The organism is Cerasicoccus frondis (genome assembly GCA_031296915.1).
Lineage (GTDB): Bacteria > Verrucomicrobiota > Verrucomicrobiia > Opitutales > Cerasicoccaceae > Cerasicoccus > Cerasicoccus frondis.
The window spans coordinates 1-22053 of the sequence record JAVDPC010000019.1 but is presented as its reverse complement, the minus strand read 5'-3'; the positions used below and the strand labels follow the sequence as shown (position 1 = coordinate 22053).

General features: G+C 55.4%; 16 protein-coding genes. 6 read left to right on the top strand and 10 right to left on the bottom strand.

Translation table 11 applies throughout. The features are described from left to right. Positions 1–8: 8 nt before the first annotated feature. The 6 genes from RBB63_RS14920 to RBB63_RS14895 form a co-directional block, all read right to left on the bottom strand. Positions 9–2549 carry an RCC1 domain-containing protein gene (locus RBB63_RS14920; protein WP_309385766.1) on the bottom strand — a complete coding sequence of 847 codons (2541 nt, stop codon included), beginning with the start codon at positions 2547–2549 and terminating at the stop codon, positions 9–11. Positions 2550–2965: 416 nt separating this feature from the next. Next, positions 2966–8440 carry a DNA repair ATPase gene (locus tag RBB63_RS14915; protein WP_309385765.1) on the bottom strand — a complete coding sequence of 1825 codons (5475 nt, stop codon included), beginning with the start codon at positions 8438–8440 and terminating at the stop codon, positions 2966–2968. A 65-nt stretch (positions 8441–8505) separates the two neighbouring features. Beyond that, positions 8506–8883: a GxxExxY protein gene (locus RBB63_RS14910; protein ID WP_309385764.1), complete on the bottom strand. Its 378-nt coding sequence runs from the start codon at positions 8881–8883 to the stop codon at positions 8506–8508. Positions 8884–8952: 69 nt separating this feature from the next. Then, a complete protein-coding gene (locus tag RBB63_RS14905) occupies positions 8953–11067 on the bottom strand; it encodes a flotillin family protein (protein WP_309385763.1) in 2115 nt (704 codons plus the stop codon). 52 nt (positions 11068–11119) lie between these two features. Beyond that, the gene (locus RBB63_RS14900; protein WP_309385762.1) at positions 11120–11626 is read right to left on the bottom strand and encodes an SPFH domain-containing protein; all 507 of its coding nucleotides are present in this window, start codon (positions 11624–11626) and stop codon (positions 11120–11122) included. An 8-nt stretch (positions 11627–11634) separates the two neighbouring features. Further along, positions 11635–12309 (bottom strand): mitochondrial pyruvate carrier family protein, encoded by a 675-nt coding sequence (locus RBB63_RS14895; protein ID WP_309385761.1) that lies wholly within the window; start codon positions 12307–12309, stop codon positions 11635–11637. A gap of 109 nt (positions 12310–12418) precedes the next feature. Here RBB63_RS14895 and RBB63_RS14890 point away from each other — a divergent pair, with 109 nt between their 5' ends. From RBB63_RS14890 to RBB63_RS14880, 3 genes are all read left to right on the top strand, one after another. Further along, the gene (locus RBB63_RS14890) at positions 12419–13480 is read left to right on the top strand and encodes a glucokinase (RefSeq protein WP_309385760.1); all 1062 of its coding nucleotides are present in this window, start codon (positions 12419–12421) and stop codon (positions 13478–13480) included. Positions 13481–13737: 257 nt separating this feature from the next. Beyond that, positions 13738–14115, top strand: coding sequence for an ArsR/SmtB family transcription factor (locus tag RBB63_RS14885; protein ID WP_309385759.1), 378 nt, complete (start codon positions 13738–13740; stop codon positions 14113–14115). Beyond that, positions 14112–14990 (top strand): SRPBCC domain-containing protein, encoded by an 879-nt coding sequence (locus tag RBB63_RS14880; protein WP_309385758.1) that lies wholly within the window; start codon positions 14112–14114, stop codon positions 14988–14990. The genes RBB63_RS14885 and RBB63_RS14880 overlap by 4 nt, the downstream gene beginning before the upstream one ends. Positions 14991–15189: 199 nt before the next feature. On the opposite strand, the gene RBB63_RS14875 is transcribed toward RBB63_RS14880, so the two are convergent. Beyond that, positions 15190–16407, bottom strand: coding sequence for a GAF domain-containing sensor histidine kinase (locus RBB63_RS14875; RefSeq protein ID WP_309385757.1), 1218 nt, complete (start codon positions 16405–16407; stop codon positions 15190–15192). A 37-nt stretch (positions 16408–16444) separates the two neighbouring features. After that, positions 16445–17623 carry a hypothetical protein gene (locus RBB63_RS14870; RefSeq protein ID WP_309385756.1) on the bottom strand — a complete coding sequence of 393 codons (1179 nt, stop codon included), beginning with the start codon at positions 17621–17623 and terminating at the stop codon, positions 16445–16447. Positions 17624–17665: 42 nt separating this feature from the next. Here RBB63_RS14870 and RBB63_RS14865 point away from each other — a divergent pair, with 42 nt between their 5' ends. Next, positions 17666–18394, top strand: coding sequence for a uracil-DNA glycosylase family protein (locus tag RBB63_RS14865; RefSeq protein ID WP_309385755.1), 729 nt, complete (start codon positions 17666–17668; stop codon positions 18392–18394). Positions 18395–18636: 242 nt separating this feature from the next. On the opposite strand, the gene RBB63_RS14860 is transcribed toward RBB63_RS14865, so the two are convergent. Then, positions 18637–19857 (bottom strand): DUF1015 domain-containing protein, encoded by a 1221-nt coding sequence (locus tag RBB63_RS14860; RefSeq protein ID WP_309385754.1) that lies wholly within the window; start codon positions 19855–19857, stop codon positions 18637–18639. 123 nt (positions 19858–19980) lie between these two features. Here RBB63_RS14860 and RBB63_RS14855 point away from each other — a divergent pair, with 123 nt between their 5' ends. Together RBB63_RS14855 and RBB63_RS14850 are read left to right on the top strand one after the other, a co-directional pair. Continuing rightward, entirely contained in the window at positions 19981–20208 is a 228-nt protein-coding gene (locus RBB63_RS14855) for a hypothetical protein (protein ID WP_309385753.1), read from the top strand. A 92-nt stretch (positions 20209–20300) separates the two neighbouring features. Continuing rightward, positions 20301–21074 carry an ATP-grasp domain-containing protein gene (locus RBB63_RS14850; protein WP_309385752.1) on the top strand — a complete coding sequence of 258 codons (774 nt, stop codon included), beginning with the start codon at positions 20301–20303 and terminating at the stop codon, positions 21072–21074. 450 nt (positions 21075–21524) lie between these two features. Here the strand turns inward: RBB63_RS14850 and RBB63_RS14845 are convergent, their stop codons facing one another. Beyond that, on the bottom strand, positions 21525–21659 hold the full coding sequence (locus RBB63_RS14845) for a hypothetical protein (RefSeq protein ID WP_309385751.1): 135 nt from the start codon (positions 21657–21659) through the stop codon (positions 21525–21527). Positions 21660–22053: the final 394 nt, after the last annotated feature.

Below are 22053 nucleotides of genomic sequence, written 5' to 3'. Positions count from 1 at the left end.
CGGGTAATCTATTGGAGTTTTTCCGTGACCGCGTAGGAATTCTTATCCCCGGCGGCAATTAACCGAACTTTGCTCAGGTTCGCAGGCACATTGCATTGGCCATAGTCATTATTTCCCCACGCTACGACAGTACCGTCTTCCTTAAGCGCCAATGCGTGCTCTCTGCCTGCGGAAATGGCGATGACGTCTGTTAAACCGACTGGCACGTTGCACTGACCATCGCTATTATTACCCCAGGCTATCACCGTACCATCTTCCTTCAGCGCCATGGCAAATCTATAACCGGCGTCAATTGCCTTAACGTTACCCAAATCTTCGGGCACATCGCATTGCCCTGAACTATTGTAACCCCAGGCGACCACAGTTTTATTTTCTCTCAGTGCGAGAGAGAAACGGTAGCCAGCAGCAATGGCAATGGCGTCATCCAAACCTTCGGGTGGGATCGTTTCGCCATTCGAATCAGTGCCCCAGCCGATAATTGTGCCATCTGCCTTTAAAGCCAACATATGCCTGCCGCTGGTGGCGAGCGCCACACTGTTATCGGCTTCATTTGGGGTGCTCACATAGGAGCCGCCATCATAGTTGATAACATCAACGTAACCTCCCTCATTCTGATAAATAATGTAAGACCCGCCACAGTCAAATAACGTAATTTGCGGGTCCAATTCCTCGTCATCGTAAATATAACTGCCCCCCCGCAAAGCAGAGTAACCGCCCCAGGAGCTATAGGTGTTACTGTTCCGGAGCACTGTTACGTGAGTTTCGCCGGCTTTAATTTGTGTTAGATCCTGCGTATTATTTGGGATGGAGGTGGCTTGGCGAAATTCATTGTCCCCCCAAGCATAGATAAAGGCCAGACCATCATAGGGTTTATCATTTGCATACCATCGATACCGATGTGTGTTGATGTAACCTCCCCAAGGCAGTGGCTCGCCGCGTATACCTGTTCGGGCCGTTTCAGCCAAATCGATTTCTTCGGATGTCGCCAGCGCTTTATTGGTTAATCTCATGAAATAGGGAAGTGCATAGGCGCTTCCCGCAGACGTAAAGGGACTGGTCAGTTCGAATCCATTAAATACACCACTGTTTTCGTTCGCGTAAACAGAGCCATCGATTAAATCGAGGCCCGGGTCTAAACGGGCAATTTGCCAAAACAAGAGATCATCTATATTCGCAGAAATGCTGCCGTATGTCAGTTCGCTATATTCCCCGGCAGCAGGAATAGTTGTCCAGCTAAAGCCTAGAAGCTCACGGCTGTCCTGGCAAAGAATCTCAAATTTAACACTTACCAATTCAACGTCTAAATCCGCCGCCACATCCCAAGTCAGCGTTAGGTCCGTGTTTGTGGGGATTACATCGCCGATGTTTGCTTCGGTTCCCTCTGCGAAAGTCATTGGGCGAATGACATTATCGAAATCGCGAACATAACCGATAAACACCAGTGGATAGGCTTTAACGCTTTCTTCGTACAAACTATGAATACGGAATTCGACATCCAGGTAAGTCGTTCCTTCCCGCATGGCGGCCGAGATGATTTGAACTTGTGGGTCAGTTGGCAATTGCGTGAAGGGGCGGAATCGAATCACCCCATCAGCTAGGTCGTACATCACTTCATGTTCTTGATACAGCACTTGGCCCCAATTCAGGTCGCTGCTTTTGCTGCCCTCAATTTGCACTTGGTTTACTCCCGGCTCACTGCCAGACAGAAACTCCAGACTAAAGGCTTCGTATAGATTGCTACCTATGTTTCCGGCTCCATCAATATCAACGATCAATCGAATGTCCTCCTTCAGAAGATTATTCGACTCGACAAAGCCCGCATTACTCAAAGAGCTGAGGCTGTTCGCTGGCAGCTTTAAATCAGTTCCACCAGTATCCAGCAGACTTGTGACGCCCCCGATATTAACCAAGTTATTTGGGTATCCGGCCGTTATGCCGCCGATTGCTACTGGATACTCGCTGTAGGTATTGAAGCCCGTAATTGGAAATATTCGCCCATCTCCTGCTCGCAGTTCGGATGCAGAGGGAAACTGGTCAGCATAACCATTGCCATCTGTATCATCCAGGATGATGCGGAGAACCGGATTGTCAGAATCGAGATGAATGGAGAAGCCCTTGACGTTGTCTATTTGTCCCAGCGCAGAAAAAAATTGGCTGTTTGCTGGAATACTGGAGCTGGAGGCAGAGAACAAGCCTGCGCCAAAATTTCCATAGTAAGTCGAGTGAAGTCCTGGCTGATCGACGGCAAATTTATCATTCCAGGTTGTGGATGTTGCCAGGTCGTCTGCCGTCGCCTCAGTGACTTGGCCAACTGTCATGCTGGGAATCGTCAAATAAGTGGCGCCAGCTGAATCACATAAAGTAATGGATGCGGTTACGGGTATGATAGTGTTAAAAACGACACCACTGCCAAATGATACGCTTTGATTTACTGCTCCACTAATATATTCAAAATCCCCCCAGTATTGGCGATCTGGCCGATATTCTGCATCTGGGTCTTCTGGAGTTGGTTCGCTGGGATCAGCCTCACTTGAATAGCCGGCAAACAAGCCACCGTTGCCAGTGTCCAACTGGAATAACCGCGGCTTCCCGTCGCCGATTTTCACGTAAATGCCGTAGGAAGTCTTGGAGCCTTCTCCGGTCGAAATTTCATCGCTGCGAAGGGGAATCTCAATGATCGAATTACTGCCGAACATGCTAGCTGCCGTCAACAGGGATAAAAAAGTTATGAAATACTTCATGTTCTTCTACAAAATCGTATAACTTAATGTCTGATCCATCAAAATAGACGGCAAGCATAAAGTCGGTGTTATTGATGACTACTGAAACATACGACTAGGTGATGATTCCCATTTAAAGTCTGATGAAAGGGCGCAGTAAGGAAAGGCTGGAGGCAGGCTCAAGAATCTATGCACTGAACTTTATGATAGGCTTTTTTTAGCAATGCGTTAAGTAGCTGGGCTTATTATTCTGCATCGCTATTATTGGGCGGAATAGGTCTCGATTTTGATGCAGGTGTGTCGATGCCCGTATGGCGGAAGAGCAGGTGGAAGGCCTCGAGGATTTGATCGAGCGTGTTGTCAGTCTTTTCGTCGAGGGACAACTTGGGCAGCAAAATGCTCTGGCGGTTCGCGAGCTTCTCGCCGAGCTGCTCGATGGCGGCCGCGAGCTCGGCATTGCCGGTGGATTGAGGCTTCGAGGCCGGCTTGGGCTTCGCGGACTTTTCCAAGCTGGCTGCAAGCTGTTGTAAGAGTGCAGTCGCTTCTTCCGAAAGGCCCAAGGTTGGCGCGGGTGGCTTAGGCAAAATGGACGCCAACTGCACGATGGTTTCCTCGTCGAACTGGATGGGCTGTTGGGGCTGAGGCTTCGGTAGCAAAGCGCCAAGCTGGGCCAAGGTGGCTTCGTCGATTTGCAGCGGCTTGGGCTCGGGGGGAGCGGGGAGCAGGGCGCGCAGTTTGTCGAGCGTGGCGTCGTCGAACGAAATGGGCTGGCGCATCGCAGTTAGGCGTTCGCCGAGCAGGGCGAGGCCTTCGCTGAGGGCCATGTTGTTATCGGCGAGTTGGGAGACTACCTTGTTGACCGGGTCTTGGTCGCCGCCGCCCATGATCTTGTTTTTCGTGAAGCGCTTCTTTATCTCATTCCAGCGCTCTTCTTCGGGCGGCGTGATCTTGCCCTCTAGCAGACGGAACTTGAGCAAGTTGGCCTCGGCGCCATCGGTCAGGGTTTGGGATTCGTTTTCGTAGTGGTCGTCGATCAACGATTCCACTTCGTCATCGCTCATGATCGGCAGCAGCTTCTCCGAGATGCGGTTCATGTTGCGGTAGGAGCCCTGCAGTTTGAACGGCGGCTCGGTGCGGAATTCATCAGCTTGCGCGGCGCTGCGGATGTATTCCAAATTGACGCGCAAGATGGTGTCGCGGACGCGCATCATCTTTTTCATGACGCCGACCATTTCCTCGACCTCTTCGCCCGAGTAGCTGCCCTCGAAATCAACGCCCTCGCGGATGCCGGTTTTGGCAATCTTGATGACCGAGTAAACATCCTTGCGGCTGCGGTTAGAAAGCGGGCGCAGCGCTGCGTTGGACGTGAGTGAGTTTTCGAGATAGGAATCTTCAAACGCGCCACGATGCCCGCCGATGATGTCGCCGAGGTTGTAGGTGTCCGCGCGGTTCGCGAGCATGTCCGGAATCTGGAACTTGCCACCGGTCTCGGTGTAGGGATTGCCGGCCATGACGACGGCCACCTTGCGGCCCTTGAGGTCGTAGGTGCGCGCTTTGCCCTTCCACACGCCTTCGATTTTGCGCTGGGCGTCGCAGAGGGAAATGAACTTTTGAAGCAGCTCGGGATTACAGTGCTGGATGTCGTCGAGGTAGATCATCACGTTGTCGCCCATCTCGAAGGCGAGGTTCAGCTTTTCGACTTCCTCAGCGGCGGCCTTGTTCGGCGCTTCCTCGGGGTCGATGCTGGTGACGTGGTGACCAATCGCCGGGCCATTGATCTTCACGAAGGTGATGCCCAGTCGGTTGGCGATGTATTCCATCAACGTCGTCTTACCGTAACCCGGCGGCGAGATTAGCAGCAGCATGCCCATGCGGTCGGTGCGCGCGTCTTCGCCCGCGGTGCCGATCTGCTTGGCGAGGTTGTCACCGATCATGGGCAGGTAAACTTTGTCGAGCAGCTGATTGCGCACGAAGGCCGACATGACGCGCGGCTTCAACTCGTCGAGGCGAAGGTCTTCGCGGAAGAAGTCCACCAGCTCAGCTTTGCGCGCCTGGAATTGGCGATACATCGGGACGACTTCGCGCTCGTGATCGCGCAGCTTGGCGAGAAACTTATTGTAATGCAGGTGGAGCTGTTTGGATGTGATGACTTCGTGGTCGCCGCGTAGGCCGTCGATATCGGTTTCGATGGGAACCTCGACCACGTGCCGTTTTTCAATGGGGCCACGCAGCAAATGCGCAGCAGCTTCATCGAGATAATCGAACTGACTTTCCGGCGCGTTCTGGGCGAGCAGGTAGCCGCGTATCCAGTCGCGGATGACTTGGAATTCGCCCGGCGCGTTGGCGCGCATAGAGGCGCGGGCTTTGTCGAACTTGTCCGTGAAACGTTTGGCCACCAGCTCATGGTGGAAGCTATCCGCGAGTATGGCGGCCTCGTGCGACACGGTGAAGGACTCGGCATCGACGAGCTCGAAGAACAGATACTCGGCGGCTTCTTCGGCAAGCTTTGCATCGCAAAGTTCCGTCTCTTCGCAAAACGCCGCAATGCGCTTGGTGAGCTCGCGGATGTAGCCGTCCTGCGTCTTGTGCTGCGGGAAGAGGCGGAGCATTTCGCCAAAGGCGTCGACCTTGGCTTCGAGCAAATCGTTGTCCGGCGTGCGTCCCAGGAAATGCTGCCAATAAACGAGCCCGTAGGCGCGGGCGCTTGGCGAATAACGCAGCAGGCCCGCAGCTCCGTGAATTGTCAGCAGCGCGTCGATCAGCTTTTGCGCGTCTTCATCGTGGACGCCCTTGATGTAGGCTTCCTCGTAACGCGGGGCCATGAACTTTTGGACGAAGGATAAGCGAGCTTTGTCATCCAAAGCTTGGTAGTCGCCAGCGGTGATCGCCAGCTCGGACTTGGCGTCTGGCTTCACTGTTTCGAAGTGGCGCAACAGTTTGTAGGCGAGGTATTCACCGCGGTAAACGGCGTCACTCTCGCTAACGGTTTGCATGTCCCACACCGGCTTGGTCGCGTTGAGCTGCTCGTCCTTGATTGGATCGAAGAACTGAGTGCCCGAAAGGTGAAAGTAAATCTGGCCTTCGCGCTGCACGGTGGTGAGCGCCAGCTCCTGTGTATTGACGCTGAAGTGGTGGCGGCCGAACTTGATGATGTCGTCGCCGTCGGCAAAGAGTTCCTGCTTGTCCTTGAGCTGGCGGATGGCGTCGCTCTGGACAGTTTTGAGTTGGCCGAGGATGTCGTCGCCCTTCAGGTTTTCGCCGATCTCGCCCAGTTCGTCTGCGATGTCGCGCACCTTCTCGACCATGAGGTCGCTGGCGAAGTAGCCGTTGATATCGGTGAGCTCCTTGAAGCCCTTGGCGCGGTTTTCAATGCCGGTCAGAATACGCTTGGCGCTGGCGAGCAGGCGGGTGGTCTGCCGGTTGCGCGCCTCTTGGAGCGACATCTTTTTTGTCTCAAACGCGTTGTAGAGCTCGTCGCGTTTGGTGGCGAGCTGGTCCAGGTATTCATCGAAGTCCGCGTATTTGCCTTCGAGTTCTTCCAACTGCACCATGAGCTTGGTCAGGTAGTCGTCGCACTGTTTGGGCGTCTCGCAAAGGTCGAGGTAGTTCGTGACGGCCTGGTTGAGCAGCTTGAGCTGCGCGTTGAACTGCGCCGCGCCTTCGACGAGCATCAGCTCTTTGCGGCGACTCTTCAGATCGTTGCGCACCTGGTTGAGGCGCGAGTAAATGTTGGAGATCGAGTCGATGATACGCGTGGTCTGCGTCGCGTCGTCGATCTTCAGGTTGCCCACAATTTCAATGAGCAGCTCCAACTCGGCGCCAGCTTCGTCGAGGCGCTCGTTGATGTCGTTGGCTTCGGTGACTTTCTCGATGGCTTCGATTGCCGCCGCTTGCTCTTCGACGGCGTTGCGATACGGGTCGAGCGCTTCATCGAGCAAGAGGAATTCAACGGCCTGTAGCGCGACTTGGTCGGAGAGTTCCTTGACCTGCTTTTCGAGCTTTTCGGTGAGCGGGATGTCGGCGTAGCGCAGGTCGCGCAGACCGATGATCTCGCCGCGAATCGTGCGCAAGTCGGCGAGGCTGCGGACGAAGCCCATGATGTCGTCCGGCCGTGTGGAACTGACCTCCGTAGTGAGCTTGCGGACGCGCACGCTGACGTTGGTCGTTTGCTCGTTGGTGGACTTGCGGATGCGCTGGACTTTGTCGAACTCGTCGATCGCGCTTTGCGCCGTTTTGTTGATCGTCTGGAGCGTCTCCTGGATGTTGGCGGCCTCTTCGCTATTGAGCCAGAAATAGGTGTCGAGGATGTCGCTGCTGAGCTTGACGAGATCGACGTAGAGGCCGGTGTAACTTTCCTCTTTTTGCAGGAGGTTGTAGACCTCGTAGCACTCGCTCATGCAGCGGACGACTTCCTTGTTGCCGACCTTGAAGAGGTAGCTGTCGTCGTTGCCCGTGGGGGGCAAGTCGTCGCTGGTGAAGGACGTTTGCCAGATTTGCAACGAGTGGTGCTTTTGCGCTTCGCCGTCGCCGCGGAAGTAGATCAGCTCGCCATTATCAAAGAAGGTGAAGCCGTGGCAAATGATCGGCATGGCGACGGTTTGCTCGATGAGGTTGTAGCTCATCAGCACGTATTGGCCGCTGACGCGCTCGTAAAATGAATAGAGGAAATCCTCGCCGTTGGGGGACTTCACGAGGCGCTCGAACCACATGTTGCTTAGCTCGCTGTCGAACAGTTTGCACTCGCCACTGTGGAGGTAATAACCGTTGGCAAAAATGACGCCCTGGTCCTCGGGGAGGGCGACGCAGCTCGTGCCAATGGCGTCGGTGCGGCGGACTTCTTTGACCTTGTGGTTGTAGATGAAATAGCGCGTCTGCTTCTCCTGATAGGGGAGAATGCGCAGCAGGATCAGGTCGCCAACGACGGCAAAGAAAATGTCGGCGTCGTCGAGGGTTTGGTCGACGTGATCGACGGGCTCGGCGTAGATGCCTTCACCGGACGCAGTGTTGTCCTCGACTTTAATCGTGAGGTCGCCGCCGACGCATTCCACGAAGATTTTATCCTCGATAGAAATATGCGGATGCTGACCGCCACGCTGCATGTCGCGATGCGCGCGGGTCCACTTGAAAGAGTGCTGCTCGGGGAAGGTGTATTCCGGGTCGAAGCGATTGCCCAGATACTCCAGCCCGTCGTCGGTGATGATCCACTTAAAGACCTTGATGTCGCGGATGTCCTCACTGATGCGAAACGCCATGTAGAGTTCGGCACCGCGGCGCAGGAACTTCACGAAAGACGTGGCCTTATAATACTTGTAGAGGTAGGCGAAGTCGTCCTGGAAATCACGGTTGCCAATGAGGTCCAGGGGCTCGACGTGGAAGGTTTTGTCGCTCGCCTCAAAGCGGTAAACCGAAAACACATCGCCGACCTCCATCTGCGACTTCAGGCCGAGCTTCACATTGTAGCCAAAGAGGAAACGTCCGCCGGGCAGGGCGATCATGTCGCGCGCCGTGCAGTTGTGTTCGGTGGTGATGCGGTCGGTGCCGATGAGCTTGTTTTCGATGGCGCCGAAAACGTCCTGCCGGTTTTTATTGAGCGTCTGCAAGCGCTCCAGCAATGCGCTGGACTGTGTGTCCAAGCGCTGCCGGATGACTTCATACGCGCCGCCTTCGAGCTTGGGAGTTGGCGCGGCTTTGTTTTCGGTTTCTGTGGCGGTGTCGGCCATGAGTGGGAGATTGGGTGCTTAGGATGCGTGGTTTTTAACCGCAGAGGACGCGGAGGACGCAGAGTTTATTCAGGATGATTATAAACGACGCGTTGTAGACCATCGGTGAATTTAACGACGTTGAAGTTCATTAGATAGCCAATCGTGCAGCCAGAGAGCTTTAGGTAAGTGATGAGTTGGGCTTTGTGAACGTCTGTCAATTGGTCGACGACTTTGAGCTCAAGTATGATTTTTCCTTCAACAAGTATATCGAGGCGATAGCCTTCATCGAGATTCAGGCCTTTGTAGCTGATAGGTTGTTTCTTTTGACGAACTCCTTTTATGCCTCGAAGACTTAATTCATGGGCGAGGCATCGTTCATAGGTGCTTTCCAGCAAGCCAGGCCCCATTTCACGATGGACCTCAATTGCTGCGCCAATCACCTGTTCGCTCAATTCGTTCATGACTCTGCGTTCTCCGCGTCCTCTGCGGTTCAACTCAATTCATCTCGCTGGTTGGGCAGTTGACCCGCATTAATTGCGGATCAACTGGTCGAGAAACTCACCGGCTTTTTTGCCGCTGAGGCCGTATTTGTCGGCGAGGGAGAGGAGGTCGTTGGCTTCCTTTTTATCCTGGCCTTCGGCCTGGTCGCCGATGCGGGTGAGCAGGGCGGCGATGGACAGATTTTTAATGTCCTCGCTGCTGATGTTGAACTGCTCGGTCCACTCCTTGAGCTTGGTCTTGAAGTAGTCGCTGTTGCCATTGAAGAACGTGTCCTTGACGTCGGTGAGGGCGCGGGAGTTGTCCATGAGGCGGTCGATGGATTTGCCGCGGGTGACGGCGCCCACGACGCGGTCGTAGAAGTCTGTGCTGCCGCCGACGATGTCGACCTTGGTGTTCTTGAGGGCTTCGCCCAGGACCTTGGCCTGATGCTCGGCGATCTTCTCGTTGACCTCGATTTCGGCGAGCTCGACTTCCTTGTCCTTTTGCAGGCGCAGCTTGAATTCTTCGTGTTCCTTGCCGGCTTCGTTGAAGACCTTCATGGCCTCGGCCTTCTTGTGGATGCCTTCGGCTTCGGCGAGATACTTTTTCTCGTCGGCGCTGGCGGAGGCGGCTCCCTTTTCGCCAATGCCCTTGGCTTCGGCCAGGTATTTCTTCTCGGAAACATCGGCCTCGGCCGTGCCCTTTTCGCTGATGCCGGTGGCCTCGGCAGAGTATTTCTTTTGGGCAACGGTTGCCTCGGCTTCGCCTTGCTTTTGGAACGCGGCGGCCTTGGCTTCCATGACTTGCGCCTCGCCCAAACCAATCGCGGCGGCTTCTGCGCTGCGACCTTCGGCGAGGGTTTTCTTGGCGGCGGATTCGCGACCGGCGGCGGTTTCGTGCGCCTCGGCGGAGATGACGGTTTCCTCGGCTTTCAGCTCGATGGCCTTCTTGGAGGACTCGGCCTTGCGGACCTCGTGGTAATAAAGTTCGTCGGCCTTGAGCTGCTCGGCTTCCTTGCTCGCCTGGGCGGTCTTGACCTTCTCAACGAGCTGTTCTTCGGCGCGTTGTTCGGCCTGGGTAATGGCGACTTTCTTCGCACGATCGGCGCCAGCGAAGGCCTCGGTGTCCTTGATCTTTTCCTGCTCAACGACGACGGTCTTCTCGACCATCACGCGCTCCTTGATCACTTCCTGGATCTCGCGTTTTTCCTTTTCAACGGCCTTGTCCTTCTCGATGTCGGCAAGCTGAGTTACCTTGTTGCGCTCGACGACTTCCAACTGGCGGTCGCGTTCGACACGTTCGGTTTCGATGGCGTCAGTGCGCTGCTTATTCTTCTCGGCAACGATGATCTGACGCAGCTTGTTCTCCTCGGCGATGGCGAGTTCTTCCTCGGTTGCGATGCGGGCGGTCTCGGCGCGCAGGCGTTGTTCTTCATGCACGCGGCGAGCTTCGGCCTCTTCCCGGGAGGTGATGACGGCGATCTCGCGCTTTTGTTTTTGCTCGGCCTCGGCCTGTTGCTTTTCGAGCTCAAGGACGGCTTCGCGGGCTTCGACATTTTGCTTGGTGATCGTCTTGATGCGATCCTGGTCGATCTGGTTGGCGAGGATCTTTTCGCGCGAGGTGCGATCGGTGATCTTCTTAATACCCTCGGCGTCGAGGATGTTGTCCGGGTTGAGCTCGGTGATCGACGTTTGCTCCAGATCGTCAATGGCGACGTCGTCCAGGATGTAGCCGTTTAAGTCGACACCGATAACCTTGATGATTTCGTCGCGGAACTTTTCACGCTCAACGTAGAGCTCTTCAAAATCGAATTGCTTACCGACCGTTTTGAGCGCTTCCGAAAATTTGGCGTCGAATAGCACCTTGATTTCGCCTTCGTCACTGGCGCGCTCGCAACCAATCGTAGTTGCGACCTTTTTGACGTCTTCGATGGTGTCGTTGATACGCACGAAGAAGTCGATAGTGATATCCGCGCGAATGTTGTCTTTACAAATGAGGCCCTGTTTGCCGCGGCGGTCGACCCGCACTCGTTTTACAGAGATGTCCATCTCTTCCAGCATGTGGAAGACGAGGATCTGCCAGATGCCAGAGAAGGAGACTTTGATGCCTCCGAAGCCGGTCCGGACGAGCGCCTGACCTTGCGGGGTTTTGCGGTATATCATCATGATAACTTGTGGTTGGTGGCTATGGTTGTTTTATTGTAATGCGGTTTAAAAATCAGTTTTTCGCGCCCTGGCTCTCGTTGAACTCGGGTGGGAATTTGTCGGCGTGATCAATGGCGATGTTGTCGACGATCAAGCCGGGCTTGAAGTAGCCATTCGGCGTGCGGCGGAGAATCGCCTCGATAAACGTTGGTGAGTCATTGATCTCCGCCCAGGCAAGCTCCCCGGCGGCTGTGCGGACAAGTTGCTCGGCGTCGTTGATCAGTTCGGGAATGCGTTCGTCGAAGTTGTTCAAGTTTTCGACGCCAAAGTGGGCAGCGGCGTCGAGCACGTCCTGTTGGGTGTCATTGACCCGCAAGTGGAAGACGATTCTCAGGTCGAAGAGTTGCTGGTCCTTGGAGATGAGTGGATTGTCCGGACCGGCGAAGGTCAGCGAAAGCGTGGAAATACTGATGTCGACTCGGTGCGTCCGGTGAACGACCGGCATTGCAAACATGCCATCGAACGACACACGCTGGCCGCCGAGGCCTTCGCGGAGCAGGGCTTTGCCCGAGGCTGCCATTTGATACCTCATCGGGCGCCCTTCATTTCCACTAGGTGCGGGGTTTCGCTGGTCTTGGTGATCCGGTATGACTTGCCGGAGGCGTCTTTGCCCACGATTTTGGCGTGGTCGCCCCGGGTGAGGATTTCCGCGCCGTCGTCGAGCACGACATTAAACCGGCAGGGGACGCCGTTGTGGTCGATTTCCAACTGTCCGTATTTCTCCGTAACTTCGGCGGTCAGTACGATGCCCACGGCGCCAATGAAGGTCTCATTCTGGGGAGTGACGCCGAACAGATTGCGAAACAATCGGGCGCAGAATCGCATAAAAATGCGCGTAATGTAGAGCGCAATGGCCATGGAGCCAGCCATAATCGCGATGCCGATGCCCCAGACGCTGACCGGGTTGAAGAAGTGGTTCAGTAGCATCATTGTGCCCCACATGAGGGCGATGAAGAAGCTGAGGGACCACATGAAAGGGGCTTCGCCATCGCTCAGGGCGTAGGAAAAGCGGCCCATTAGGCCAACTTCGCTGGGGTCGATCTCGCCATCGGCATCGAAGTCGAAATCGAAGTCGAACACGGCGCCGAAGAGCCCACCGATGATTTGAAAAGCCCAGTAAATCAGCACCAGTCCCATCAGGATAGTAAACGGCAAGTTATACCAGCGCAGGGCTTCGTCGTATAGTTGCTGTAATAGTTCCATGGTGGGGATCAGTTTGTGTTTGTCGTTTTCGCTTAGTTTTGTCGAGTATAGTCCACGTTAATACTGCGTTTCCATTACATTACGGTCCATTGTTTATAATCATACATCTATGCGCACAACCTGGCATTCCCAAGAAAACAATTTCAAGCGCTACCTGCTGGCTGGCGACATTGGCGGCACGAACAGCAACCTGGCGGTGGTCGGCGAGAGCGACGGCAAATTTACGCTACTGGTTGAGTGCGTGTTTCCGAGCTCAGAGATCAATGGGCTGGTCGAGCCGCTCAAGCAGACGCTGGCCGAGTGCGACAAGCGGCTGCCGGGGCTAACAATCGAGCGCTGCTGCATCAGCGGGGCGGGGCCAGTCGCCAAAAATTATTGTAAGCTCTCCAACCTGACCTGGGATATCGATGGGGACGAGATTGCCGCCGCAATCGGCGTTCCCACGATTGTGATCAACGACTTCTTGGCGATCAGCTATGGCGTGCCGCTGCTGGACGTGAATAACCCGGACCAGATCACGCAGCTGGCGCACTCCGACGGCAGTCTGTCCGAGCCAACAGGCGACGTGTCGCTGGTGATCGGCGCCGGGACCGGGCTGGGCGTCGGATTTGTCATCGACCACGGCGGCAAAATGGTGGCCTATCCCTCTGAGGGGGGGCACGCCAGTTTTGCCAATTTCGACGCTGAGACGAGCGAGCTCAAGCACTACGTAACGCGCAACACCAACTACGCTTCCGAAGTCGAAATGCTGGTGTCCGGGCGCGGGTTGACGAATATCTTCAACTTCTACCGTGACGTGCGCAAGGTCACCATGCTTGGCGTGCTCAAGGAGATCGATGAAGCGCCCGACAGCGCGAAACCAGCGATGATCGGCGCTCACGCGGCGAATAACCCTGTCTGCCGCGACGTCCTGCGGCTGTTCATCAAAGTTTATGGCCGGATTACTGCGGATTTCGCAACGGTTCTGCTACCCGGGAATGGCATTTACCTGGCGGGCGGCATTGTCGAAAAGAACGAGGCGTTCTTCGTCGATGGTCGGCAGTTTATGTATTACTTCGAGCAAAATTTCCGGCCCAACATCCAAGAAATTCTGCAGAAGTTCCCGGTCTACATCATCCGCGAATACAGCATCTCGCTCTACGGCGCCGCGAATGCAGCGGTGCTGCTTTAAGTTCGATAATCATCATCATTTTTCTCGGAGAAAACTGATTTGATGTCTTTGAGTGGATGATGAACCTTAGCGGTTTTAATGTAGTTGTCGTTTGTTGTGGTTGGGTTAAGGCGCATCATTAATTGAGATAAAAGTGCTCTAGGCGCCTTAACGTCGCAAACTCACTATGAGCGGGCACACTTGCCCGAAATATATATTTAACCAAATGGTTAAATTTTAGCTTGTATTGATCATGTTTTTGATTGATGTTTAACCACATGGTTAATAATTCAATCGACTTGAACCTGATTTTCTCGGCGCTGGCGGATCCAACGCGGCGCGAGATCCTGACCGCACTGCGGGCGGGACAGCAGGCTGTCGCGGATTTGGCGGCGCGGTTTTCGATGTCGGCGCCGGCGGTGAGTAAGCACCTGCGGGTTTTAGAGCGGGCGGGTCTGCTGAATCGCCAGAAGGAAGGGCGAACGCATTGGATATCGCTCGATGCCGAGCCCTTGGCCGAGGCCAACGAGTGGATCGAGCGTTACCGCATCTTTTGGGACAACAATTTCGACGCCTTGGAACGTTACCTTGATGAGACGGATCCGGGCACTGAATCATTCAACAACGAATCAAACACGAATACACACAAATCATGACTACCATACTCGAAGCAACCGACAATACCCTGAAAATGCAACGCACGTTTAAGGCGTCCATCGACCGCGTTTGGGCGGCCTGGACGGACCAAAATCAAGTCTTCCGCTGGTTTGGCTGCCCGGATTCCAAGGGGCTCGGCGCAAGCATCGACTTGCAAGTTGGCGGCGTGTATTCCGTTACGCTCTTTACTCATGGCAAAGAGATGACCATGGACGGCAAAATCCTCGAACTCGATGCGCCGAACCGCATTAAGCTTGGTTGGCGCTGGGTGGGCGACGCCGAGATGGAGCAACTGCCACAAACCGAAATTTTGATCGAAATGAGCGCCGTGTCTGAAGGCACGCTGGTGAAACTGACGCACACCGGATTCCCGAATGTCGACGTTTGCAACGAGCACCAAAAGGGTTGGAGTGCGAGCCTCGAGCGCGTGGAAGGTTTTGTCTCCAGTGCGGAAGCCGAGATTTTCGCCGCCGTGGCCGAGTGGGACATCGCGGTGGGCATGAAGGACAGCGCTGGCATCGTCGAGGATTACGTCGAAGAGGCGACCTTATTTGACATCGGCACTCAGGTCGACGGAGTGGACGGCATCAAGGCGCTCTGGGAACAATGCTTCCCGTTCTTCGGCGACAAGATCACCATCCAGCGGCGTAAAGTGTCCGTGCGAATAATGGGGGAGTCAGCGCTGCTTACCTGCCAGTCTCGCTGCCAGGGCGTGCTCTTACCCGAAGGCCAGGAAGAGTCCGATATGATGAAGTCCTGGTTTCGCACCAGTGCTGTTTTTCAGCGGATCGATGGCCGCTGGAAAGTGGTCCACGAACACATTTCGATGCCGATGGACTGCATGGAGAAAAAGCCGGCTTATATTTTGGACTAGGCTTGAATATCGGCGAAATTTTTAATGCAAAGACGGGGCTAAAGCGCCTCGTCTTTTTTGCTTTTAAAGGCAGAAGGAAGAAGGCAAGAGTGTTGAGATAGAATAAAAGCTGAAATCTCGGACTTTCGCGAAACAGCGAGACAATATTGCAGGCGCGCGCCTATCTATTCATTTCCCATCTGCCTTCTCCCTTAAAAAATCAAGCCATCGGCAGGTGGATAAAAAACGTGCTGCCTTGGCCGAAATCGCTTTCAACATGGATGCGGCCGCCATGCAGCTCGACAGCTGCTTTGCAGAAAGTCAGGCCGAGGCCGATGATTTCATTTTTGGACTTCTTGCCTGACTCACCGACGGAGTATTTGTCAAAAATTTTGTGGATGTCTTCTTGGCGAATGCCGGGTCCTGTGTCGCTGACGGCGAAGATGACTTCACCGTCTTGGGTGTAAACTTTGAGCGCTACGCTCCCGCCTTTGAGTGTGTATTTGAAGGCGTTGACGATGATGTTTTGCAACGTGCGGCGGAGGATGCCCTCGTCCGCAAGAATGGTTTTGGGGCAATTGTCCAGATCGGTGCTAAACGAGATGGAACTGGCCTTGCCAGTCATCTCTTCGCGCTCGATGATCGGGCGCAGGAACTCGGCGGCGTCAATTGACGCTTTTTTGACGCTGAGGTGCGTGAGGCGCATTTTGTTCGTCTCGAGAATTTCGCCGAGCAGGTAATTCATGTGGCGGCAGCTGTCTTCACAGATGCCCACGGCCTCTTGGTCGTCTTCCGAAAGATTCGATTCCGAGAGCAGCGATAAACCGCCGGTGATGCCGAATAGCGGGTTGCGCAGGTCATGCAGCATCATTTGGATGAGTTCATCGTTGCGGGTCTCAGCTTCTTTGAGTTGCTGGTTGGTCTCCTTGAGCTTGCGGCCGACGCGACGCAGCTCGATCTCATGCCCCACGATGTGCGCGAGGTCGGCAATCTCCTGAATATCCTCCTGGCTCCAGTTGCGCGGTTTGGTGTCGATGACGCAAAACGAACCCAGCACGTTGAAGCGGCTTGTGCGGATGGGGACGCCGAGGTAGGCGATCACACCGAGGTCTGCGACGGCTCCATTGTCGCACAGGCGAGGGTCTTCGCGTGCGTCGTTGACGATGAGCGGCCGTCCTTCGCCCACCACATATTGGCAAAATGAATGGCTCAGTGGGGTGCGCGCCTCCTTCGTCACTTGTTCGGGCAGGCCTTGGCACGCGACGAAATGCTGATGGTCTGTGGAAACGAGAGAAACCAGGGATACGGGCACATCGACCAGTGCGGCGGCGACTTTGGTGAATTTCTGGAAGGACTCGTCGTCCTTGACTTCCAGTAAGCCGGTTTCTTCGAGTTCTGCGACGCGTGAGGCGTCGTCTAATAGTTGTCCTAATGACATTAAATCTTATCTTAAATACATTAGGTTCAAGGTCAAGCTAGTCAGGCGTTTGTGGCGTGTAATATTGCAATATTGCCTGCCTGACACAGTCCGCATAGAGTGCAATGAGGCTATCTGGCTCTGATGCAAACTGCGTATAAAAGCCCACTTCGTTCGCGACACAGGGTTCGAGGAAAACGGTCGGGCATTGGTAAAGGCGGTTCGCCATCAGATTGCGCGCCCAAATATACGGGTCCTCGTTGATGCGCACGGCGTTTGAGCCAGAGTAGGCGTAGGGCGGCTGTGGATAAACTTCGCCAAAGCTGGCAGACATGGCCCCGGCCAGACCCCGCTCCTCACGCCAAGCTCCGCTGAGCATGCGCTCGAGCATTTGCAGGCGTTGGTCATCGTAGCTGAGTTCGTTCGCGCTGTAGGCGCCGTTGACGAGGTAATGCGCATAGCCCTGGTCCGCCAGGTCTTTGCCTTTGGGGGGCGTCGTGCCGTCCACATGCAAACATAGCGCGATGTCAGGCTGAAACTGATCGTTGACCAACTCCGCGCGCGCTTTGATTTCACTTACGCGGTAAAAAAGCAGGCGCGCAAGGGCGTCAATCTTCCGTTCGCGGTCTTCCAGGTCAATTTCCAGACCTGGCGTCAGCTCGCGCTCAGCGACGAGTTTTGCCGCGAGCGGTCGGAGGCTTTCCGGCGTGTCGGATGTGACGGGACCAGCCTTGTCGCGAACCAAATAAACCGTCGCGCCGAGTGCTTCCAACTGCGGCTTTAGCAACTGGGCAACCGCCAGCACGAAGTCGCCTTCACGGAACAAAGGGCCGTCCTTCGCCTGCCAGCTCCGGAATTCCATTGCCGCATACTCCCCCCCCAGGTGCCCGGGATCGAGCGCGATTTTTAGTCCGGCCAAAGGCAAGTCATCCGGCTCCATCGCGAGCCACTCGGCGCGCGTTTGCCAATAGCGCGGCGGGCGGGCAGGGGAGGCGTCGTAGTCGCGAAACTGGATCACATAAGGCTCGGCGTCGCCTTCGCTGCGCAGCACCAGCGCCTGCTCGCGCTCAACGGTTATCCAGTCCTGCGCGGTGCCGTTGGGCGCGTATTGGCTCTCCAGCAACCAACGAAAATCGCTCATCGTGAGTTGGGCTTGATATTCATCCAGACGCGACCAGTCTGGGGCATCACCCATCGAAGTCAGCTTCTCCGCCGACAAGCTGACTGCCCAACTCAAAATTAACAACGCCATCCACCGCATCCCGACCACCTTGTCGATATGACCATTGCCAAACAACTGGAAAATGCCGCAATCACTCTGCGCGACGCCATGAACGAATTGCGTTTCGAAGCGCCTGTCACGCACGTATACAATCCGCTCGATTACGCCTGGGAGCCCCACCTTCAATACATTCAGCGTTACGGGAATTCGAAAAAGCGCATTGTTCTGCTCGGCATGAACCCGGGCCCCTTTGGCATGGCGCAGACGGGCGTGCCCTTTGGCGAAATCGCCGCCGTTCGCGACTGGATGGGCATTTCAGCGCCCGTGGGCAAGCCGCCGATCGAGCACAAAAAGCGTCCGGTCGATGGCTTCGATTGCCCGAAAAGCGAGGTCAGCGGTCGTCGCCTGTGGGGCCTGATGATGGAGCGTTTTGGCGCGCCGGAGAATTTCTTCGCCGAGCATTATGTGATCAATTATTGCCCGCTCCTCTTCCTCGATGGCGCAGACGGCAAGTGCCGCAACCTGACCCCCGATAAATTTAAGGCCGACGTCACCACCCCCATGTATGCCGCCTGCGACGCCCACCTGCGCGCTGTTCTCGACGCTCTCCAACCCGAGTGGCTAATCGGCGTCGGCGGTTTCGGCGAACAAAAGCTCGCGGACCTAGCCTGGGACCAACCACACCAACTCGGCCGCATCCTGCACCCGAGCCCCGCCAGCCCCGCCGCCAACCGTGGCTGGGCCGAAGCCGCGACCAAACAACTCACCAACCTCGGCGCCTGGTAAGCCAGCGTCCCGCTGGACCGGTAGATTTGCCCATTGGGTAAATGGCCTAATCCTTCTTTTTGAGGTGGAGCGGATCGTCTCGATCCGCAGTTTCATCTGCTCAAGCAAGGTAGGGCGCAAAAAAAAAAGCGCCCGACGAAATTCATCATCGGGCGCTCAAAGTAGAAGCGGCATCTTGCCGCTTTAGTAAATCAAGCTGGACCAAAGCGGCTGGAAGCCGCTTTTACATCCAGCGAGCCGCGTCAAAACGTGTTCACGAACAAGCCGCTGCGGAGCTTCGGCTCGAACCAGGTGCTCTTGGGCGGCATGATCTGGCCGGCGTCGGCGATGGCCATCAGTTGGTCGCAGGTCACGTGATACATGGAGAAAGCCACGGGGCCGTCACCCTTGTCCACGCGCTTGATGAGCTCCTTCGTGCCGCGGATGCCGCCAATGAACTCGATGTCATTGCTGGTGCGCGGGTCGTCGATGCCCAGGATCGGCTGGAGGATGTAGTCCTGCAGCTTGGAGACATCGAGCTCGGAAATCGGGTCGTTCGCGGCGAGGCCAGTTAGGTCGAGGCCATACCACTTGCCGTCGAAATACATCGAAACCTTGCCAATGGCGTCCGGCGACGGGTCAACGTTGCCTTCGGTCACCGGCACAACGTTCTTCAGCTCGGACAGGAATTCCTCGTTGGTCTTGCCGTTGAGGTTGAGCACGAGGCGGTTGTAAGGCAGCACCTTCAGCTCGTTGTCCGGGAAAATCACGTTGAGGAACCAGTTGTAGTCCTCGTCGCCAGTGTGGTTCGGGTTGGCGTCGCGGAGCTCCTTGCCGACGCGGGCGGCCGAAGCGCTGCGGTGGTGACCGTCGGCCACGTAGAACGCCGGGATCGCCTTAAACGCTTCGATGAACTCGCTGCCGCCAGCAATGCGCCACACGGTGTGGCCCACGCCGTCGGGAGCAACGAAATCGCTCAGCGGCTCGCCCGCCGTAATGGCGTCCATGAGGCCAGTGATCTTGGCGTCGTTCTTGTAGGTCAGGAAAACCGGGCCCGGATGCGCGCGCAGGGTCGCGTTGAGGCGGGTGCGGTCGTCTTCCTTGGCCTGGCGGGTCTTCTCGTGCTTCTTGATGAGGTTGTTTTCGTAATCCTCAATGTGGCACACGGCGACAACGCCGCGCTGCACGTGATCGCCCATCTTCTGCTGGTAAATGTAGATGCAGGGCTCGCTCTCGCGCTCGATCACGCCATCGGCCTCGAGGGAGGCGAGGTTCTGCTTCGCTTGCGCGTAAACGGACGCGTCGTAGGGATCGGTGTCGGCGGGCAGATCGATCTCGGCGCGGACGACGCGCAGGAACGAGTGCGGGTTGCCGGACGCGAGCTCGCGAGCCTCCTCTGTATTGACAACGTCATACGGAAGCGACGCGACGGTTGCGGCGTTTTCTGGTTTGGGTCGGAGTCCTTGAAATGCACGAATTCGCATGGGACGGCCAAGGGAACAGAACTCGCCCCGTCATGCAAGCCTGCGCTTCGGAGGATTTTGCGGGGGAGTAGCCTGAGGATTTTTTGCGTTGAATGGATTGTATCATTTCATATCTATAAGGTAATGAAAATGAAAGCCATAGACATTCTTAGCAATATTGCCCACCTGCCTATGATCGAACGGAACGGAAAAGTATTGAAAGCCAGTAAGAAAGAAGTGCGCCGATGGCTCGATCAGAAGGCAGTTGTCATGAACGGCGAACGTCCAGCTCCAAACGATGAATTTGAGACTCCGCTAACAGAGTTAGTGTTTTTCCCAAACAGTCCTTCAAAGAGAACCACCTTTAGATGATTTTTCGCAAATCAGCTCCCAAGCTATGCAACCTAGGTTAACTTGGCAGAGTGCCTTTCGGCGCTGAATCACGGAAAGTAAATCATATTAACATGCCTCAAATAATTCTCAGTCCACGGGTTACGGAAGACCGGAAACGGCTTGCTGATGAAGCAATGCAGCAAGGGTGGTCTGTTTGCCAATTGGATGGCTGGCGCATTTCGCCCGATCTATGCATCGAAGATGAGGTGGCGATTTATGGTGAGCCGCTTTTTTGCCGCATTGTCGCTGCGCAAATTGGACGAGTGCTCTTAGAGCCTCCGCTCGATTGGTTAGTAGGTCTCCCAGATGAAGTAACTAGTCGTAAAATCCAGTTTATTCCGCTTTCTGAACTCAGCCAGGTTGCGTTGCCCGCTTTTATCAAGCCGCCGGACGACAAGATTTTCACCGCTGGCGTTTATCAGGATCTTGATGCGATCCTGACCAGAGAGGACCTAGAGCCTACACAGCAGGTTTTAGTCAGTGAGGTGATCGACTTTGAGAAGGAGTTTCGTATCCATCTGCTTGATGGTGAACCCGTTTCCGGTTCGCGATATTCGGTTTATGGCGATTTGGATATCGATGGAGAGGACTCTGATATCGCCAGAGCGCTGGTTTTCGCTACCGAAGTATATCAGGCTTCGAATGGCAATACGCCACCGGCTGTTGTCATTGACGTTGGCTTAACCCGCTCGGGTGCATGGGCGGTGGTTGAAGCAAATCCGTGCTTCGGCGCTGGCATTTATGCTGGCAACGAAACCGAAATCCTTCGAGTGCTACTTCGCGCATGCTCGTCTGCGGAGGATGTCGTAAACAGTAAGTTTTATTTCCCGTTGGAGCTAGAGTAAATCGTTCATAAACTCTTGATTATCAGCGCGGATTAATAGTGAGAGCTACTCACTGTTAATATTCAAATGTTTACTTAAATAGCTTGCGCAAAATGGCGGGGCTGCTATGCTGGAAAGTCTCCTGATCGCGCGGGGGAGTGGGCTTTGAGTCTGCTGCCGGCACGGTCGTTTTCCATCCATCCACCAACGCCATTTCTCCCATGTTTTCCGAATTTCCCCACCTAGCGATAGGGCGCCGAACTGTGCGCCCTGTAACTCCGTTCGCATGAAGATGCGCTCGCTCCTGGAGCCGTCGACGGGGCTTATTCGCGGATAAAATCCATTCTGCGACGCCCCCAGGCTTTCAACACGCGTCCTGCTCACCCGACCTGATTTCGCCGCTGGCGAAGTCGGCTCGGCGCGGGGCGCCGCCAGTGGCGGGACATCGATGTCACGTGCGCGCGGGAACTCCTAAGCTGCAATAGTCGGCCAGCGCCACCGTGCGCCGATGGTCGCGTTGGCGGGTGTTTGCCCGTGGACGTCCACGCCGCTCCTTGCAGTCCCCGCCTTGCGAAACCCATGCCGGTCTTCGCCGGGTAGTCCCATGCGTTCTTTCCCAGTTTTTCGACCAACTTTACCCCCCCCCCTCAGCCCCCGCAACACATCGACAGGGCAGTTTCAATGGAGTGGCAAAAGGTGGAGCCTGCTGTCCCTAGCAGGCTTGGTGTTGCCTCACCGATAAGGTGGCGCGGAGCGTCCTCGCTCCGCAAGCAGCGACAATCAGAAAGATGAGTTCGTTTAAGCGTGTGGGCGCAACGAGCCTGTAGCGGAACCTTCGATCCAATACTTCAATCCTTGCGGAGCGGGGACGCTCCGCGCTACCTCATTTAGATGGACAAGATCTAACTGAATGAAGCAAGCCTGCTAGAGCACTTTTCATCTAGATTGGCCGATCAGGCCGCAGTGATTTTTCGTGTCCAGCAAGGCGGCTTGAGCGTCG

Bases quoted from the DNA above. Each gene is read 5' to 3' on its own strand.
- RBB63_RS14845 (WP_309385751.1), bottom strand. From the start codon at position 21,659: ATGGGACTACCCGGCGAAGACCGGCATGGGTTTCGCAAGGCGGGGACT.
- RBB63_RS14850 (WP_309385752.1), top strand. From the start codon at position 20,301: ATGCCTCAAATAATTCTCAGTCCACGGGTTACGGAAGACCGGAAACGG.
- RBB63_RS14890 (WP_309385760.1), top strand. From the start codon at position 12,419: ATGCGCACAACCTGGCATTCCCAAGAAAACAATTTCAAGCGCTACCTG.
- RBB63_RS14895 (WP_309385761.1), bottom strand. From the start codon at position 12,309: ATGGAACTATTACAGCAACTATACGACGAAGCCCTGCGCTGGTATAAC.
- RBB63_RS14855 (WP_309385753.1), top strand. From the start codon at position 19,981: ATGAAAATGAAAGCCATAGACATTCTTAGCAATATTGCCCACCTGCCT.
- RBB63_RS14880 (WP_309385758.1), top strand. From the start codon at position 14,112: ATGACTACCATACTCGAAGCAACCGACAATACCCTGAAAATGCAACGC.
- RBB63_RS14910 (WP_309385764.1), bottom strand. From the start codon at position 8,883: ATGAACGAATTGAGCGAACAGGTGATTGGCGCAGCAATTGAGGTCCAT.
- RBB63_RS14865 (WP_309385755.1), top strand. From the start codon at position 17,666: ATGACCATTGCCAAACAACTGGAAAATGCCGCAATCACTCTGCGCGAC.
- RBB63_RS14875 (WP_309385757.1), bottom strand. From the start codon at position 16,407: ATGTCATTAGGACAACTATTAGACGACGCCTCACGCGTCGCAGAACTC.
- RBB63_RS14900 (WP_309385762.1), bottom strand. From the start codon at position 11,626: ATGGCAGCCTCGGGCAAAGCCCTGCTCCGCGAAGGCCTCGGCGGCCAG.
- RBB63_RS14905 (WP_309385763.1), bottom strand. From the start codon at position 11,067: ATGATGATATACCGCAAAACCCCGCAAGGTCAGGCGCTCGTCCGGACC.
- RBB63_RS14915 (WP_309385765.1), bottom strand. From the start codon at position 8,440: ATGGCCGACACCGCCACAGAAACCGAAAACAAAGCCGCGCCAACTCCC.
- RBB63_RS14885 (WP_309385759.1), top strand. From the start codon at position 13,738: ATGGTTAATAATTCAATCGACTTGAACCTGATTTTCTCGGCGCTGGCG.
- RBB63_RS14860 (WP_309385754.1), bottom strand. From the start codon at position 19,857: ATGCGAATTCGTGCATTTCAAGGACTCCGACCCAAACCAGAAAACGCC.